Origin of the sequence: Simplicispira suum (assembly GCF_003008595.1) — a bacterium.
GTDB lineage: Bacteria > Pseudomonadota > Gammaproteobacteria > Burkholderiales > Burkholderiaceae_C > Simplicispira > Simplicispira suum.
Genome location: NZ_CP027669.1, coordinates 603,414 through 619,090, shown reverse-complemented (window position 1 = coordinate 619,090; position 15,677 = coordinate 603,414). Strand labels below are relative to the sequence as shown.

Annotated in this window: 15 protein-coding genes; 5 read left to right on the top strand and 10 right to left on the bottom strand. The window is 64.0% G+C overall.

What is annotated here, in order from left to right; genetic code table 11:
* The first annotated feature begins 45 nt into the window (after positions 1-45).
* From recO to nagZ, 4 genes are read left to right on the top strand one after another with little or no spacing between them, the layout of a single operon-like run.
* Positions 46-807, top strand: coding sequence for a DNA repair protein RecO (gene recO, locus C6571_RS02925; RefSeq protein WP_106445363.1), 762 nt, complete (start codon positions 46-48; stop codon positions 805-807).
* 33 nt (positions 808-840) lie between these two features.
* On the top strand, positions 841-1,620 hold the full coding sequence (locus C6571_RS02920; protein ID WP_106445362.1) for a pyridoxine 5'-phosphate synthase: 780 nt from the start codon (positions 841-843) through the stop codon (positions 1,618-1,620).
* Positions 1,621-1,674: 54 nt separating this feature from the next.
* A complete protein-coding gene (gene acpS, locus C6571_RS02915) occupies positions 1,675-2,127 on the top strand; it encodes a holo-ACP synthase (protein WP_106445361.1) in 453 nt (150 codons plus the stop codon).
* Positions 2,124-3,224 (top strand): beta-N-acetylhexosaminidase, encoded by a 1,101-nt coding sequence (nagZ, locus tag C6571_RS02910; protein ID WP_106445360.1) that lies wholly within the window; start codon positions 2,124-2,126, stop codon positions 3,222-3,224. Before acpS ends, nagZ begins: the two co-directional genes overlap by 4 nt.
* Positions 3,225-3,228: 4 nt before the next feature.
* Here the strand turns inward: nagZ and C6571_RS02905 are convergent, their stop codons facing one another.
* The 3 genes from C6571_RS02905 to C6571_RS02895 all read right to left on the bottom strand — a co-directional run bounded on the left by C6571_RS02905 (position 3,229) and on the right by C6571_RS02895 (position 6,182).
* The gene (locus C6571_RS02905) at positions 3,229-3,837 is read right to left on the bottom strand and encodes a mechanosensitive ion channel family protein (protein ID WP_106445359.1); all 609 of its coding nucleotides are present in this window, start codon (positions 3,835-3,837) and stop codon (positions 3,229-3,231) included.
* Positions 3,838-3,868: 31 nt separating this feature from the next.
* Complete coding sequence (lysS, locus tag C6571_RS02900; RefSeq protein ID WP_106445358.1) at positions 3,869-5,419, bottom strand: lysine--tRNA ligase; 1,551 nt, start codon at positions 5,417-5,419, stop codon at positions 3,869-3,871.
* Between the two features lie 124 nt (positions 5,420-5,543).
* A complete protein-coding gene (locus tag C6571_RS02895; RefSeq protein ID WP_106445357.1) occupies positions 5,544-6,182 on the bottom strand; it encodes an LON peptidase substrate-binding domain-containing protein in 639 nt (212 codons plus the stop codon).
* A 50-nt stretch (positions 6,183-6,232) separates the two neighbouring features.
* On the opposite strand from C6571_RS02895, the gene C6571_RS02890 reads away from it, so the two are divergent.
* Positions 6,233-6,781: a YggT family protein gene (locus C6571_RS02890; RefSeq protein WP_106445356.1), complete on the top strand. Its 549-nt coding sequence runs from the start codon at positions 6,233-6,235 to the stop codon at positions 6,779-6,781.
* Between the two features lie 80 nt (positions 6,782-6,861).
* Here the strand turns inward: C6571_RS02890 and accD are convergent, their stop codons facing one another.
* From accD to asd, 7 genes are all read right to left on the bottom strand, one after another.
* On the bottom strand, positions 6,862-7,734 hold the full coding sequence (gene accD, locus C6571_RS02885) for an acetyl-CoA carboxylase, carboxyltransferase subunit beta (RefSeq protein WP_106445355.1): 873 nt from the start codon (positions 7,732-7,734) through the stop codon (positions 6,862-6,864).
* 171 nt (positions 7,735-7,905) lie between these two features.
* Positions 7,906-8,715, bottom strand: coding sequence for a tryptophan synthase subunit alpha (trpA, locus tag C6571_RS02880; RefSeq protein ID WP_106445354.1), 810 nt, complete (start codon positions 8,713-8,715; stop codon positions 7,906-7,908).
* Positions 8,712-9,983, bottom strand: a complete 1,272-nt coding sequence (gene trpB / locus C6571_RS02875) for a tryptophan synthase subunit beta (RefSeq protein ID WP_106445353.1) — start codon at positions 9,981-9,983, stop codon at positions 8,712-8,714. Before trpB ends, trpA begins: the two co-directional genes overlap by 4 nt.
* Entirely contained in the window at positions 9,976-10,713 is a 738-nt protein-coding gene (locus C6571_RS02870; protein ID WP_106445352.1) for a phosphoribosylanthranilate isomerase, read from the bottom strand. Before C6571_RS02870 ends, trpB begins: the two co-directional genes overlap by 8 nt.
* On the bottom strand, positions 10,710-11,525 hold the full coding sequence (gene truA, locus C6571_RS02865) for a tRNA pseudouridine(38-40) synthase TruA (protein ID WP_106445351.1): 816 nt from the start codon (positions 11,523-11,525) through the stop codon (positions 10,710-10,712). Before truA ends, C6571_RS02870 begins: the two co-directional genes overlap by 4 nt.
* 10 nt (positions 11,526-11,535) lie before the next feature.
* Complete coding sequence (locus C6571_RS02860) at positions 11,536-14,154, bottom strand: motility hub landmark protein FimV (protein ID WP_106448006.1); 2,619 nt, start codon at positions 14,152-14,154, stop codon at positions 11,536-11,538.
* Between the two features lie 252 nt (positions 14,155-14,406).
* Positions 14,407-15,537, bottom strand: a complete 1,131-nt coding sequence (asd, locus tag C6571_RS02855) for an aspartate-semialdehyde dehydrogenase (protein WP_106445350.1) — start codon at positions 15,535-15,537, stop codon at positions 14,407-14,409.
* Between the last annotated feature and the right edge of the window lie 140 nt (positions 15,538-15,677).

Sequence of the window (15,677 nt, the reverse complement as noted above, 5' to 3'; positions counted from 1 at the left end):
AGCGCCTATGTAGTAAACGCTGTTAGCTACTGAAACAATAGCGTAATGCCTCCGCGCCGCTTTTCCAATGAACCCGCTTTCGTCCTGCACCGCTATGACTGGAGCGAGTCCAGCCTGATCCTGGAAGTGTTCACCCGCAACCATGGGCGCACTGCACTGGTGGCCAAGGGGGCGAAGAAACCCAGTTCCAACTTTCGCCCGGTGCTGCTGCCGCTGCAGCCCCTGCACCTGGGCTGGACGCAAAGCGCCGGGGGCGAGGCCGAGATCCACACCTTGAAGGGCGCCGAATGGGTGGGCGGCCACATCATGCCCACGGGCGACGCGCTGCTCTCGGGCTTGTACCTGAACGAATTGCTGCTGCGCCTGCTGGCACGCGGCGACCCGCACGCGTTCCTGTTTGACCACTATGCGGCCGTAGTGCAGGTGCTGGCCAGCGAGCATGGCGAGGCGCTGGAGCCGGTGCTGCGCCTGTTCGAGCTGGTGCTGCTGCGCGAAGTGGGCCTGCTGCCTGCGCTCGACGTGCAAACGCTGACGCAGCATGCGCTTGACCCTGCTGGGCGCTACGCACTGGTGGCCGAAGGGGGCCTGCGCACGGCGGGGCAAGGCGAGCGCGCCAGCCTGCGCGGCGCCCAGTGGCTGCTGCTGGCGCAGGCGCTGCAGGAGGGGGCGGCATTGACGGCCCTGCTGCATGCCTGCGCGCCGGTGGCCTTTGAACTCAAGCCCCAACTGCGTGCGCTGCTGCAATACCATTGCGGTAGCCCGCGCTTGCGCACCCGCCAATTCATGATGGACGTGCAGGCGCTCTGACCTTGCGCCAAAGCCTCTTGGCCCACCTGCTCTATGACCTCTTCTTCTACACCCCACCGCACCGCGCTTTCGGTCAACGTCAACAAGGTGGCGCTGCTGCGCAATACGCGGCATCTGGGCATTCCCAGCGTTTTGCGCGCCGCGGAGATTTGCCTGCAGGCGGGTGCCCAAGGCATCACGGTTCATCCCCGCCCAGACGAGCGCCATATTCGCGCACATGACGTGCATGATCTTGCCCAACTGCTCAAGTCCTGGCCGCAGCGCGAATACAACATCGAAGGCAATCCTTCGCACAACCTGATGGAATTCATCCGCCAGGTGCGTCCGCAGCAGGCCACCTTCGTGCCCGACAGCGAAGATCAGTTCACCAGCGACCACGGTTGGAGCTTTCCGCAGGATGCCGAGCGCCTGGCACCGCTGATTGCCGAATGCCACGTGCTGAGCGTGCGTGTGAGCCTGTTCATGGACCCACTGCCGGAGGCCATGGCCGCCGCACGCGCCGTGGGGGCCGATCGGGTGGAGCTCTATACCGAACCCTATGCGGCTGCCTGGGGCACGCCGCAGCAGGACGCCGAGCTGGAGCGCTACCGCGCCGCCGCCCAGGCGGCGCTGGACGCAGGGCTTGCGGTGAACGCCGGACACGATCTGAACCAGGACAACCTGGCCGCGTTTGTGCGCGGCGTGCCGGGCCTGCAAGAAGTTTCCATTGGCCACGCCCTGATTGCCGACGCGCTGGAGCTGGGCTATCACGCTACCGTCCAGGCCTACCTGGCTTGCATCTCAGAGGGTTGCAATGTTCACATTCAAGATTGATAGCGTGAAACTCATGTGGAACGAGCGCTGGAGCCCGATTTTGTTTGAAATCTCATGATCTATGGTATCGGCACCGACATCTGCGACGTGCGCCGCATCGCGGCCAGCCTCTTGCGCCACGGCGAACGCTTTGCTGAAAAAGTGCTCGCCGATGGCGAACTGGCCACCTGGCGCGAACGCCAGGCGCGCTGGCCCGATCGCGGCGTGCGCTACCTTGCCACGCGGTTTTCTGCCAAAGAGGCCTTCAGCAAGGCCGTGGGCTTGGGAATGCGCATGCCCATGACCTGGCGTGCCTGTGAAGTCGCCAAGCTGGCGAGCGGCCAGCCCGTCATCGTGCTGCACGGGGGGCTCAAAGTTTGGTTCGATGCGCGTGGCCTCACGGCGCACCTCAGCGTGACGGATGAAACCGACTACGCCGCCAGCTTCTGCGTCGTCGAGCGCATGGCGCCGCAGCTCCCATCTGCGGTCGATCCGCTCCAACAAAACAACTTGCAAACATTTCCATGACTGAACATGCACCGCTCCTCATTGATGTTGCCGGCACGCAGCTGAGCGCCACCGACCGCCGTCGTCTCGCCCACCCGTTGGTCGGCGGCATCATCTTGTTTGCCCGCAATTGGGACAACCGCGCGCAATTGCTCGACCTCACAGCGGCCATCAAGGATGTGCGCGGTGATCTGCTCATCTGCGTGGACCACGAGGGTGGCCGCGTGCAGCGCTTTCGCAGCGACGGCTTCACCCAGTTGCCGCCCATGCGCGCCTTGGGCACGCTGTGGATGCAGGACGGCAAGACCGGCCCCGGCAGCGGCGCCATGCGCGCGCAGGACGCCGCCACGGCGGCCGGCTATGTGCTCGCCAGTGAGCTGCGCGCTTGCGGTGTCGATTTCAGCTTCACGCCGGTGCTCGATCTCGACTGGCAGCAGGATGGCGGGGGATCCCGCAGCGGCGTAATCGGCAACCGGGCGTTTCATCCGGACGCGCGCGTGGTGGCCACCCTGGCGCGCGCGCTCATGCTGGGCCTGCTCCAGGCGGGCATGGGCAATTGCGGCAAGCACTTTCCCGGCCACGGTTTTGTCACGGCCGACTCGCACACCGACCTGCCCGTGGATCGGCGCAGCCTCGGCGCCATCCTGCAGGACGACGCCGCGCCCTATGGCTGGCTCTCCAGCGTGCTCAGCGCCGTGATGCCGGCGCACGTGGTCTATTCGCGCGTCGATGCGCGACCGGCGTGCTTTTCGCAGCGCTGGATTACGGACATTCTGCGCACGCGCCTGGGTTTCGAGGGAGCGGTCATTAGCGACGATCTGAGCATGGAGGGCGCCCGGCGTCTGGACGGCCAGGTGGTTTCACACGCAGAGGCGGCCCATGCCGCTCTGCAGGCCGGTTGCGATCTGGTGTTGTTGTGCAACCAAAGCGAGGGGCAGGGCGAGCCTGTGGATGCGCTGCTCGATGGGCTCATGCAACTGCAGCAGCAGCGCGCCTGGCAGTGCAACCCGGCCAGCGAGGCACGCCGCCTGGCCTTGCTGCCGCAAACGCCGCCCGTGGCCTGGGATGAGCTGATGTTTGAGGCCCGCTACCAACGTGCGCTGGAACTCCTCCCCTGAGGGCCTACTCCAGGGTGTCGGCAGGCTTCTTTGGCATCGGCTCTAACACTGCCTGGCCCGGCCGCCAGCGCCGCACCACACGCTGAAAGACCATCGTGTTCGGGATTTGCAGCAAGGTGCCCGCAGTGCCCGGCGCCACGTCTTCCAGCGTGGTGTAGAGCAGGTTAATGTCGATGACCCGGCCGCGCGCGCCGCCCGTGTCCTGCGTGTCCAGCACCTCGATCACGTCGCCGACACGAAACGGCCCCACCGTGAAGATCAGCATGGCGCAGAAGAGGTTGGAAAGCACGCTCCACGCGGCAAAAAAAGCCACCGCCGCCACGGTGGCAAAGCCGGTGAAGGCGGTCCACATGACCGCAGCCGAAACCCCCAGGCGCTCCAGCACCAGCAGTGTCGTCGCCAGCAAAATCGCCCAGCGCAGCACGCCGTTGGCCAGCATGCTCATGTCGGCGGGTAGGCCGTAATGCGCGCTTGCGCGGCGCACCAGTCGGCGCAGCATGCGATGCAGCAGCCAGGCGCAGAAAACGATCAGCGCGATCTGCAGCGCAGGAACGATGACGTCTAGCCAGTCCTGCGCCCACTCGGGCAGGTAGAGCCTCAAAGAATGCCGCATACCGTAGCAAAGTCGCTGCCGCGCCGCAGCATCAGGCCTCGCGCCGCAGAGCGGGGAACAAGATCACGTCGCGAATGCTGGGGCTGTCGGTCAGCAGCATCATCAAGCGGTCAATGCCGATGCCACAGCCACCGGCCGGCGGCATGCCATATTCCAGCGCACGCAGGAAGTCGTGGTCAAAGTACATGGCTTCATCGTCGCCGCCATCTTTGGCCTCGACTTGTGCGTGAAAGCGCGCCGCCTGGTCCTCAGCGTCGTTCAGCTCCGAAAAACCGTTGCCGAATTCGCGGCCGGTGATGTACAGCTCAAACCGCTCGGTCACTTCGGGGCGCAGATCGTTGGCGCGCGCCAGGGGCGAGATTTCGGTCGGGTGCTCCATGATGAAAGTGGGTTGCCACAGCTGGTCTTCCACCGTTTCCTCGAAGTACAGCACCTGCAGGCTGGCCAGGCTGCGCGCCGAGAGCCGGTTCTTTTCCTCGTTCATGCCCAGTTTTTTCAGCGCGCTGATCAGCCAGGCGGCGTCGTCCACATGGGCGCCGGCTTCGGTGTACTGGAAGATGGCTTCGCGAATCGTCAGGCGTGCAAACGGTTGGGCCAGGTCGACGGTGCGGCCCTGGTACGACAGCTGCAGGCTGCCCACGGCCTTCTGTGCGGCGTCCCGCACCAGTTCTTCGGTGAAACCCATCAGGTCCTGGTAGTTCCAGTAGGCCGCGTAGAACTCCATCATGGTGAACTCGGGGTTGTGGCGCACCGAGATGCCTTCGTTGCGGAAGTTGCGGTTGATCTCGAACACCCGCTCAAAACCGCCCACCAGCAAGCGCTTGAGGTACAGCTCAGGGGCGATGCGCAGGAACATTTCCTGGTCGAGTGCGTTGTGGTGTGTGGTGAAAGGCTTGGCGTTCGCGCCGCCGGGAATCGGATGCAGCATCGGCGTCTCGACTTCCAGAAAACCGTGCTGCACCATGAACTCGCGGATGCTGCTGACGGCCTTGCTGCGCGCGACAAAGCGCTGGCGCGCCACTTCGTCCATCATCAGATCGACATAGCGCTGGCGGTATTTGACTTCCTGGTCGGCAATGCCGTGGAACTTGTCGGGCATGGGGCGCAGGCTTTTGGTCAAGAGGCGCAGCTGGCTGACCTGAATCGACAACTCGCCGGTGCGCGTCTTGAAGAGCTTGCCTTCGGCGCCAATGATGTCGCCCAGATCCCAATGCTTGAAAGCAGCGTACAGGTCTTCGCCCAGTGCGTCGCGCGTGATGTACAGCTGAATGCGCCCGCCGTGGGCGCCGAGCGAACCATCCTGCACGGTGGCAAAGCTCGCCTTGCCCATCACGCGCTTGAGCATCATGCGGCCGGCCACGCTGACCTTGACAGGCGCCGCCTCCAGGGCTTCGGCCGAGCTCTGACCATGCAGCGCGTGCAGGTCGGCCGCATGGTGAAGCGGCTTGAAATCGTTCGGAAAGCTCACGCCGCCGCCCTGGGCCTGGGCTTCGCGCAGGGCGCGGAGCTTTTCGCGGCGCTCGGCGATCAGCTGGTTTTCGTCGATGGCAGGGGCGATGGGGGCGGGTTGGGTGTCAGACATGGGAAGCGCTGGTGATGGGGCAGCCTGGCTGCAGGCAGGGGCATGGCGCGTGCGCCAAACCCGACATTTTAAGTTTGCTGGCGGCCCAGGTTCCGAACGAGCTCCATGTGGTGCACCGGGCGGGTCAGGAGTCGGGGGCAATCCCCGTGCTCTCCAGCATGTCGGCCACCAATTCAAGTCGTACCAGAGGGTTCTCCAACTCCATCATCCGCTGCTTCAGGTCCATCGGCATGGGCAGCAGCTCACACCAGCGATTGGCCACCCAGCCACTGTCGGCCAATTGCCCGGCCGTCGCATTGGCTCCAAGTGTTGCTCCCTGTCGTTCGTGCAGGCTGCTGAGCACGGGAGCCAGCAGCCGGGCAGTGGCAACCAGATGTTCGGGGATGGTCGTAGGCATGTCGTCGGGAATCTGTTCCACGTCGGCAATCCACAGGCCATGGGGCAGCTGCGTCTGGCGTTGCAGGCGAAAGCGCTGGCTGCCGTGGCAGCGCGCCAGCAGCAGGCCGGCCTGGGGTGATTCGAGCAATTCGACATGGGCGAGGGTGCCTACCGCGCAGAGCTGGTCGGTCGGGGCTCCGGCACGGCGCACCTCTGTGCCGCTTTGCAGGCACACCACGCCAAAGGGTGCGCCCGCCTCAAAGCATTTACGCACCATGGTGAGATAGCGCACCTCAAAGACGCGCAGCGCCAGCATGCCGCCAGGGAAGAGCACCGATTCCAGCGGGAACAGCGGCAGTGAGGTCAGCGAGAGGGGCTTGGTCATGCTTGTCGATATCATCCCATGCCGCAGCGAACTAGAGGAAACCCGCCCCCATGCTTTATCAGATTGTTTCGTTCTTGCTCGACGTAGTGGGAGGCCTGCTGACAGGTGCTTGCCTGTTGCGCCTGTATATGCAGTGGCAGCGCGTGCCCTTTGGCAACCCGGTCGGCAGACTGGTGTTTGCACTGACCGACTGGCTGATCCTGCCGCTGCGCCGCGCCATTCCGCCCGCGCGCGCCTTCGACTGGGCCAGTCTGGTGGCCGCCATGCTGGTGCAACTTGTGCAATACCTGGTGCTCTGGATCGTCTTGGGTGCAGGGGCAGCCTGGGCCTGGTTGCCCTGGATGGCGCTCTTTGGTCTGTTGCGCGTTGCGATCAGCGCCACCATGGGCTTGCTCATCGTTCATGCCGTGATGTCCTGGATGCAGTCGCGCTCGCAAATGACGGACGTGATTGATCGGCTGGCGGCGCCGATTCTGCGTCCGGTGCGGCGCCTGCTTCCGCCTTTGGGCGGCGTCGATTTGTCGCCGTTGGTGCTGCTCGTGCTGCTGCAGGTGCTGCTGATGGTGTTGGGCAATCTGCAGGTATCGCTGTGGCGCTGAAAATCTGAATAAAAATTGGCTCTAGCGCTTTGCCTGTATGCGCTAACAGCTATTAATTCAGTAGTAATCCTGGATCGGTCTCAGGCCACCGCGTCCGCAGGCAGGCGCTGCAGAATCGCCAAGCTTTGGGCGATGGTGTTGCGCAGTTCACGCCGGTCGCTGATGAGGTCCACCGCACCCTTTTGCATCAAGAACTCGGCGCGCTGGAAGCCCTCGGGCAGGGTTACGCGCACGGTCGATTCGATCACGCGGGGGCCGGCAAAGCCAATCAGCGCTTTGGGCTCGGCAATCACGATGTCGCCCAGAAACGCAAAGCCCGCGCTCACGCCGCCCATGGTCGGGTCGGTCAGCACGCTGATGTAGGGCAGGCCCTTCTTGGCCAGGCGGGTGAGGGCGGCATTGGTCTTGGCCATCTGCATGAGCGACAGCAGCCCCTCCTGCATGCGCGCGCCGCCGGTGGCGGTGAAACAGATGAAGGGCACTTTCTGTTCAATGGCGGTCTCGACGCCGCGCACAAAGCGCTCGCCGACCACGCTGCCCATGGAGCCGCCCATGAAGTCGAACTCAAAGCAGGCGACGACGACGTTGATGCTTTTGACCGCGCCGCCCATAACGATCAGCGCATCCGTCTCGCCGGTGTTCTCCAGCGCTTCCTTCAGGCGCTCGGGATACTTGCGGCTGTCCTTGAACTTGAGCGCATCGACCGGGATGACTTCCTGACCAATCTCGTAGCGGCCTTCCGGGTCCAGGAACGCGTCGAGCCGGGCCCGCGCGCCAATGCGGTGGTGGTGGCCGCATTGCGGACAGACGTTCTGGTTCTGCTCCAGATCGTTCTTGTAGAGCACGGCTTCGCAACTAGGACACTTGATCCACAGGCCTTCGGGCATTTGCCGGCGCACGTTGGGGTCGGTTTGCTGAATCTTGGCGGGGAGGAGTTTTTCTAGCCAGGACATATGTATACCTCTGTATGAATGAGCCAGTGGCGACGCGGCCTTGGAATTGGCGTGCCCCAGATCAGGGCCACCGCGCAAGGGCCGCCCCGCCGCGCTGGTGGCGTCCCCCTTCCCATCGCGCAGCGATGAGAGAAGGGGGAAGCGGCGCAGCCGCTCAGGGGGTGCTGCTTATTATGCGTCGAGCGCCTTGCGAATTCCCCGCAGGAAGTCCACCGCGACCGGCACGACTTTTTCGTGCGGCTGGCCATCCAGCAACTGGATGATGCGGCTGCCAATCACCACCGCATCGGCCACTTTGCCGATGGCCTGGGCCGTGGCGGCGTCGCGAATGCCAAAGCCGACACCGACTGGAATGCTGACTTGCTTGCGAATGCGCGGCAGCATGGCCTCGACGGCGGCGGTATCAAGCGTGCCGGAACCGGTGACGCCTTTGAGCGACACGTAGTACACGTAGCCGCTGGCGACCCGTGCCACTTGCGCCATGCGCTCGTCGCTGCTGGTGGGGGCCAGCAGGAAGATCAGGTCCATGCCCTTTGCCCGCAGTGCAGCCGCAAAGTTCTCGCACTCTTCGGGTGGGTAGTCGACGATGAGCACGCCATCGACGCCGGCCGCCGCTGCATCGTTCACAAAGGCGCCGGAACCGTGGATCTGGTCGTAACGCTCCACCGGGTTGGCGTAGCCCATCAGCACGACGGGTGTGGCTTGGTTCTCTTCACGAAATTCGCGCACATAGCCCAGCACCTGCTTGAGGCCGACACCGAGCGCCAACGCCTTCTCACCCGCCTTCTGGATCACCGGGCCGTCGGCCATGGGGTCGGAAAACGGCACGCCCAGCTCGATCACGTCGGCACCCGCCCCCACCATGCCGTGCATCAGTGCGGGGGTGATGTCGGCAAAGGGGAATCCGGCGGTCACGTAGGGGATCAAGGCCTTGCGGCCTCGGCTTGCCAGTTGTTCGAACGTGGTTGCAATGCGGTTCATGGTTTGCCTCCCGCACCCTTGACGCTCAAGCCGCGCATGGAAGGGCGGTCATAGAAGTCTTCTCCCGACAGGTCGGCGACGGTGCCGATGTCCTTGTCGCCCCGGCCAGAGAGGTTCACGAGGATGGATTGGTCAGGGCGCATGGTTTTGGCAAGCTGCATGGCGTAGGCAAAGGCGTGGCTCGACTCCAGCGCCGGGATGATGCCTTCGGTGCGGCACAGGTGGTGGAAGGCGGCGAGTGCCTCGGCGTCGGTGATGCCAACGTATTCGGCGCGGCCAATCTCCTGCAACCAGGCGTGCTCGGGGCCGACGCCGGGGTAGTCGAGCCCGGCGCTGATGCTGTGTGTCTCGGTAATCTGGCCGTTTTCGTCCTGCAGGATGAAGGTGCGGTTGCCGTGCAGCACGCCGCTCGACCCACGCTGCAGGCTGGCCGAATGCTTGCCGCTGTCCAGGCCCTCGCCCGCGGCCTCAACGCCAATCAGGCGCGTCTTTTCGTAGGGGATGTAGGGGTGGAAGATGCCCATGGCGTTGCTGCCGCCGCCGACGCAGGCCAGCACCACATCGGGCTGCTCGGCAGCGACTTTTTGCTCGGCCAGCATCGGCGGCATCTGCGTCAGGCATTCGGTGCCAATCACGCTCTGGAAGTCACGCACCATCATGGGGTAGGGGTGCGGGCCGGCGACGGTGCCGATGATGTAGAAGGTGTTGTCCACGTTGGCCACCCAATCGCGCATGGCCTCGTTCAGCGCGTCTTTCAGCGTCTTGCTGCCGGAATCGACCGGCACCACGGTGGCGCCCAGCAGCTTCATGCGGTAGACGTTGGGGCTCTGGCGCTTGACGTCTTCGGCGCCCATGTAAACGATGCATTCGAGCCCGTAACGCGCGCAGATGGTGGCCGTGGCGACGCCATGCTGGCCGGCGCCGGTCTCGGCAATGATGCGCGGCTTGCCCATGCGCTTGGCGAGCATGGCCTGGCCGATGACGTTGTTGATTTTGTGCGCGCCGGTGTGGTTCAGGTCTTCGCGCTTGAGGTAGATCTGCGCGCCGCCAAGCTCCTGGCTGGTGCGCGCTGCGTGGTAAACCGGGGAAGGGCGACCGACGAAGTGGTTCAGTTCGTAAGCGAATTCGGCCAGAAAGGCAGGATCGTGCTGGTAGCGCGCGTAGGCGTCCTTCAGTTCCTGCAAGGCAAAGGTCAGTGTTTCGCTGGCAAAGCTGCCGCCATAGCTGCCGAAATGGCCCGACGCGTCGGGCTGCTGGTATTCAAACATGGGTGTTCCTGGCAAAGAGTTCGTCGGCCGCACGCACGGCGGCGACGAAACGTTGGATCTTTTCGGCGTCCTTGATGCCCTTTTGGGTTCCACCCTCAGGAGCATCGCATTCCACGCCGGAGCTGACGTCAACCGCGAGCGATGTGCAGCGCGGCCGGAGCGCCAAAATCCCATCGCCCACGTTTGCAGGCGAGAGTCCACCACTTAAGACGAGGTGAGCGTTTACGCTTGGAGGAAGAAGTGACCAATTGAATGCCTTGCCGCTGCCGCCATAGGCTTCGACATGGGCGTCGAGCAAGATGGCATGAGCGCGGGAGAATTGCTGGGCATATTCTACGAGGGGGAAACGTGCCCCGCTGTCGCCCAGGGGTATGCGCGCGGCGCGCAGGAAAGTCCGGGCTCCCTGATTGCTGGATGCCCAGCAGTCTTCCGGCGTTTCATCTCCATGAAATTGGAGCGTAGCGCCTGGTACATAAGCGCTTGCAGCTATCACGTTGATAGCACTCTCGTTGACAAACAGCAGCACAGGTGTGACAAACGGCGGCAGGCGTGCCGCCAGTTTGGCTGCGCGCGCCGGTGTCACGAAACGTGGGCTCGGGGCATACATCACAAAACCGATGGCGTCGGCCCCTGCGGCTACCGCCGCATCCACGTCTTGTTCGCGCGTCAGACCGCAGATCTTGATGCGCGTGCGGGCCGGAGCGGGCGTGAGGGCAAGTTGTGCTTTCATGGCAGCCAATCATACGCAGCGGTTCGTGCGGGCAGACCCCACGATTGCGCGTACACCGGCCCCAGAAAATACAAGCCATCGGGCGAAAAGGTAGGCGCCGCCATCTTGCGCGAGCGTGCCTGAAGTACCTCGGCGATCCATTCGGGCGGCTGGCTGCCCTGGCCCACAGCAATCAGGCAACCCATAATATTGCGGATCATGTGGTGCAAAAACGCGTTGGACTCGAACTCGAAGTGCCAATAGCAACTCTCTGCGGCCGCAGCACCACGCCGCGTGATGCGAATGGGCTGCAGCGTCTTGACGGGCGAGAGCGCCTGGCAGGCAGCAGCGCGAAAGGAGCTGAAATCGTGTTCACCTTCCAGCATGCGCGCCGCCTGAGACATGGCATCGCCGTCGAGCGGGCGAAACACCCAGCCCACGCGCCCGGTCTCCACGCTTGGGCGCACCGGCGACTGGAGTAGCACATAGGCATAGCGGCGCGCCGTGGCACTGGCGCGGGCGTGGAAGCCCTGGGGTACGGCCCGTGCCCACTGCACGGCGATGTCGGGGGGGAGAAAACGATTGGTGCCGCGTACCCACGCAGAGTCGGGGCGCCGCACCGGGGCATCGAAATGCACCACCTGCATCAGGCCGTGTACGCCAGCGTCGGTGCGACCAGCGCAGATGGTCGAAATGCGAGCCTTTCCGTCTGCGGAGAAGCGGGCCAATGCCGCTTCAAGCTGGTCCTGAACCGTATTGCCCGAGCTCTGGCTCTGCCAGCCGCTGTAATGCTGGCCGCTGTAGCTCAGGCCCAGGGCGATCCGGCAGCTCAATGCCGTGCGCTTAGTTCAACTCGCTGAGCATGCGCTGGGCACGCGCCTTGAGCTCGCCGCCCGATTCTGCGATGACTTCTTCTATCAGCGTGCGTGCACCGTCGCTGTCGCCGATCGCGTTGAATTCATGCGCAAGAGCAAGCTTGGTGGCGAGCGGGTCTTCCGGAACTTCGGGCGAAGCTTCCGCCGGCGCGCGTTCTGTCGCAGCTCCTGCTGCATCGGTGGCGTTGAGATCCAGCGACAAATGGTCCAGATCAAAATCCATCAGACCCGAATCAGATGGAACGAAGGGCGCAGGTGCGCTAACGTCCAACGGTTGAGGCTGTGTGTCGAGTGAAGGCAGGTCCATCGGGAAATCGAGATCGTCGGATTGCACGGAAGGTGCTTGTGCCAAGGGCGCCGGTCCGGTGGGAGGCGTCCACGCGGGCTCTTGTGCCGGTGGAAGTGTCTCGGCTGGCTCGCTTGCAGTGGCCGCCGCCGCTGCCGCTGCTGCAGCAAAGCTCCCTGCAGCAGCAGGCGTGCCCGTCGCCCCCGCAGCCGGGGTGTGTGCGGGCGGCGCATCCGTCAGAGCATCGTCGGGCAAGTCGAGATCCAGATCAAGGTCCAGATCGGCCGGCAGTGACGGTGGCCCTTCGGATGCCCCGTAGGTGCTGGCAAAACTGCTGGGGGGCGTGAACTCGGGGGCCTCAACCGTCTGGCCACCGGGTTGGTAAAACCGATTGTCCGGATCAAGCTCGCGCCCAAGTTCGCTGACGCGGTTCCAGTCCGTGCCTTGGCCGTTGGAAATGCGGTAGATATCTTTGGCGACAACTTCCAATGCTTTGCGGTCCTGGCGTTTGGCATAAATTTCAGCCAGCTTGGCATGTACGGAAATTCGGTCCGGATTGTGACGGATCGCTTCCTTCAAAATTTCTTCGGCCTGCAGATCGCGGCCATAGGCCAGGTAGACGTCGGCCTCAGCCACCGGATCCACATCACCGCCTGCGTCAAGCTGGCTGGGAGAATAGGCCATCGACGAGCCGGTCGAGCTGTCGCTGCCGGCAGTATCCACACGCTGACCGCCGCTGGCGCCAAAGAATGAGTCGGGCTGAAGCTTGCTTTCCAGGAACGAGCTGTCAACGCCCGCGCTGGACCGCCGGTTTTGCGCCACGCGATAGCCGCCATAACCGAGCAGCAGGAGCAGGAGCAGGGCTGCTGCGGGAATCAGGGGCTCCTCCAATAGGCCATCGATGAAGCTGGGCTCTTCCATCGGGGCTGCGGGTGCCGGAGGTGCGGCTTCGGGTTGGGAGGCGGGTGTTGCTGCCGGCGCCGGCACCATTTCACTGGTGGCGATGGTGCCGGGAGCAGACGCTGTTTCGGCGGGCGATGAACTGCTGGCTGCAGGGGCTGGCGAAGCGGCCTCGGGCGCGGATGCGCTGGCAGCTGCCGCAGGAGCCGCAGGGACGTCAGTACCTGCTGTGGCCGTTGTCGACGTTGCAGGCAAAGCGGCAGCGCCGGGAGCAGTGACGGCTGGGCCGGGCGCTTCGGTGCCGACCGCACCGGTCGCGGCAGAGGGTGAGCTGCCCGCATCTGCGGCAGCAAGTTTATTCAGTTCGCTGATGTTCTTGGAGAGCTCTTCGACGCGCGCCGAGGCTTCGTTGGCCTGTTTGCGAGCGGCCAGAGCCTCGGGCGTGGCCTTGCTGCCCTTGACCGCACCTTTGGACAGCGTGAGTTTGTCGGGCGATGTGCTGGCGGGAGTTTGCTCCTGCACCTGTGCCTGCACGCGACCGCTTTCGCTGCGGCCTGCGGCCGCAGTCTCCGCCGTTGCGGCAGCACCCGCCAGTTTTCGTCGGTAGTCGTTGAAGTCACGACTTTGAGCGGCAATCGTCTGGCGCGCTTCGGCTGCTGGCGTAGCGCCAGCTTGTGCGGCGTCGGGCAACTGCAGCACGGCGCCGGCCTTGAGGCGGTTGACGTTGTTCCCCATGAAAGCGTCCGGGTTGGCGCGAAGCAGGGCGACAAGCATCTGGTCAAGTGAGACATTGCGTGGCCGATGCGCGTTGGCAATGCGACCAGCGGTGTCGCCCGCCTTCACGCTCACGCTGTCCGGCGATTCGGTGTCAACCGTTGGAGCCAGGCGCGCCGGGGCGGCCGGGCGCGGAGCCATCACGGCCGACGTGCGTGCTGCGGGCTGCTGCGGCGCACTGATTTGCGGCGCCGCAGTGACTGCGGGCGCAGCGCGGCGCAGCGCAGGCGGGTCAAACAGCATGGTGTAGCTGCGTGTGATGCGACCCGTGGCCCAGGTCGCGTCAATCACCAGATCGACAAAGGGCTCGTTGACGGGCTTGTCGCTGCTGACTCGAAGCACAGAGCGGCCATCTGGCAGGCGCTGCAGTGCGATCCGCAATTGGGAAATGGCGCTGGAGTATTCAAGCCCCTGGCTGCGGAAGGTTTCCGAACTGGCCGTCGTGGCCTTGAGCGACTCCGCTTCCGCCGGCGTGATGCGCGGCAAATCGATTTCTGCGCGCAAGGGTTCACCCAGTGCGGACTGTACCGTGATGGGCCCCAAGGCGAGTGCAAGAGCGTCTGGAGCGTACAGAGCCACAGACGCAAGCGTGGCAGCCGCCAGCGCAGAGAATTTCCAACGATGCATGGTTGCCATTAACTGATGGGAAAGGGTGGCGCCGCCGCGCGGATTGTCGTTTTTCATGGTCTTTTGCCCGCTCCGCTCCGGCGTTAGAAAATGTGTAAAAGCACCATAGCAGCAATGTTTTGCAGTGACAAGCTAAGGGAATGGGGAAGCTTCAGGCAGGCACCGCGAAGGCGTCGCGATGCCTCAGGCTGTTGTCTCGCGACAACGAGCGTAACCAGGTGCTTCTGTGTTGCGGCGCTTTTTCGGGCTCCGTCAGGCGTCCAGAAGGATGCGCAGCATCCGGCGCAGCGGCTCGGCGGCGCCCCACAACAACTGATCGCCCACCGTGAATGCACCCACGTAATCCGGCCCCATCACCAGCTTGCGGATTCGGCCTACGGGAATCTGCATGGTGCCGGTGACGGCCACCGGCGTGAGGTCCCGGATGGTGGCTTCGCGGGTGTTGGGAACGACCTTCACCCATTCGTTGTCGGCAGCGATCATGGCTTCGATGTCGGCCACGGGTACGTTTTTCTTGAGCTTGAAGGTCAGCGCCTGGCTGTGGCAGCGCATGGCCCCCACGCGCACGCAAAAGCCATCGACGGGAATGGCAGCCGAGTCAAACCCTTCGCCCATGCCCAGGATCTTGTTGGTCTCGGCCATTCCCTTCCATTCTTCTTTGGACATGCCGTCCCCCAGATCCTTGTCGATCCAGGGAATCAGGCTGCCGCCCAGGGGAACGCCAAAATTGGCCGTCTCGGCGCTGGTGAGCGCGCGCTGCTTGGCGATGACCCTGCGATCGATTTCCAGAATGGCACTCTTGGGGTCGTCGAGCAGCGCCTTCACTTCAGCGTTCAGCGTGCCGTACTGCGTCAGCAGCTCGCGCATGTGCTGCGCGCCGCCGCCCGATGCGGCCTGGTAGGTTTGCGTGCTCATCCATTCCACCAGGCCGGCCTTGTAGAGGGCGCCGACGCCCATCAGCATGCAGCTGACGGTGCAGTTGCCGCCAATCCAGTCTTTGCCGCCCTGGGCCAGGGCGTTCTTGATGACCGGCATATTGACCGGGTCGAGAACGATGACGGCGTTTTGCTCCATGCGCAGGGCGGATGCCGCGTCGATCCAGTGACCGTTCCAACCGGCGGCGCGCAGCTTGGGATAGACCGCGTTGGTGTAGTCGCCGCCCTGGGCAGTGAGGACGATGTCGCAGCGCTTGAGGGCGTCAATGTTGAACGCGTCCTGCAGCGTGGTTTCGTTCCTGGCCATCGCCGGGGCTGTGCCGCCAGCATTCGATGTGGAGAAGAACAGCGGCTCGATCAGGTCGAAGTCCTTTTCTTCGGACATGCGGTCCATCAACACCGAGCCGACCATGCCGCGCCAGCCGACGAGTCCTACCAACTTGCTCATTTCAACGCCCCTTATCGAAGTTAAAAACAGTGTCAAACCAGACTGTTTTGCCCCGGCTCGTCTGGCCAGGGAGGGCGCACGACGAACCGGAGCTGGATCAGCCCTTAATGGTCGTGGTTTTGCTGGTGCTTGCGCGCACG

What these genes read in the sequence shown, in the direction of transcription:
- nagZ (WP_106445360.1), top strand. Translation starts at nt 2,124, where the DNA reads ATGACTGAACATGCACCGCTCCTCATTGATGTTGCCGGCACGCAGCTG.
- C6571_RS02870 (WP_106445352.1), bottom strand. Translation starts at nt 10,713, where the DNA reads ATGAAAGCACAACTTGCCCTCACGCCCGCTCCGGCCCGCACGCGCATC.
- accD (WP_106445355.1), bottom strand. Translation starts at nt 7,734, where the DNA reads ATGTCCTGGCTAGAAAAACTCCTCCCCGCCAAGATTCAGCAAACCGAC.
- trpA (WP_106445354.1), bottom strand. Translation starts at nt 8,715, where the DNA reads ATGAACCGCATTGCAACCACGTTCGAACAACTGGCAAGCCGAGGCCGC.
- C6571_RS02890 (WP_106445356.1), top strand. Translation starts at nt 6,233, where the DNA reads ATGCTTTATCAGATTGTTTCGTTCTTGCTCGACGTAGTGGGAGGCCTG.
- lysS (WP_106445358.1), bottom strand. Translation starts at nt 5,419, where the DNA reads ATGTCTGACACCCAACCCGCCCCCATCGCCCCTGCCATCGACGAAAAC.
- acpS (WP_106445361.1), top strand. Translation starts at nt 1,675, where the DNA reads ATGATCTATGGTATCGGCACCGACATCTGCGACGTGCGCCGCATCGCG.
- C6571_RS02860 (WP_106448006.1), bottom strand. Translation starts at nt 14,154, where the DNA reads ATGCATCGTTGGAAATTCTCTGCGCTGGCGGCTGCCACGCTTGCGTCT.
- recO (WP_106445363.1), top strand. Translation starts at nt 46, where the DNA reads ATGCCTCCGCGCCGCTTTTCCAATGAACCCGCTTTCGTCCTGCACCGC.
- trpB (WP_106445353.1), bottom strand. Translation starts at nt 9,983, where the DNA reads ATGTTTGAATACCAGCAGCCCGACGCGTCGGGCCATTTCGGCAGCTAT.
- C6571_RS02905 (WP_106445359.1), bottom strand. Translation starts at nt 3,837, where the DNA reads ATGCGGCATTCTTTGAGGCTCTACCTGCCCGAGTGGGCGCAGGACTGG.
- asd (WP_106445350.1), bottom strand. Translation starts at nt 15,537, where the DNA reads ATGAGCAAGTTGGTAGGACTCGTCGGCTGGCGCGGCATGGTCGGCTCG.
- C6571_RS02920 (WP_106445362.1), top strand. Translation starts at nt 841, where the DNA reads ATGACCTCTTCTTCTACACCCCACCGCACCGCGCTTTCGGTCAACGTC.
- C6571_RS02895 (WP_106445357.1), bottom strand. Translation starts at nt 6,182, where the DNA reads ATGACCAAGCCCCTCTCGCTGACCTCACTGCCGCTGTTCCCGCTGGAA.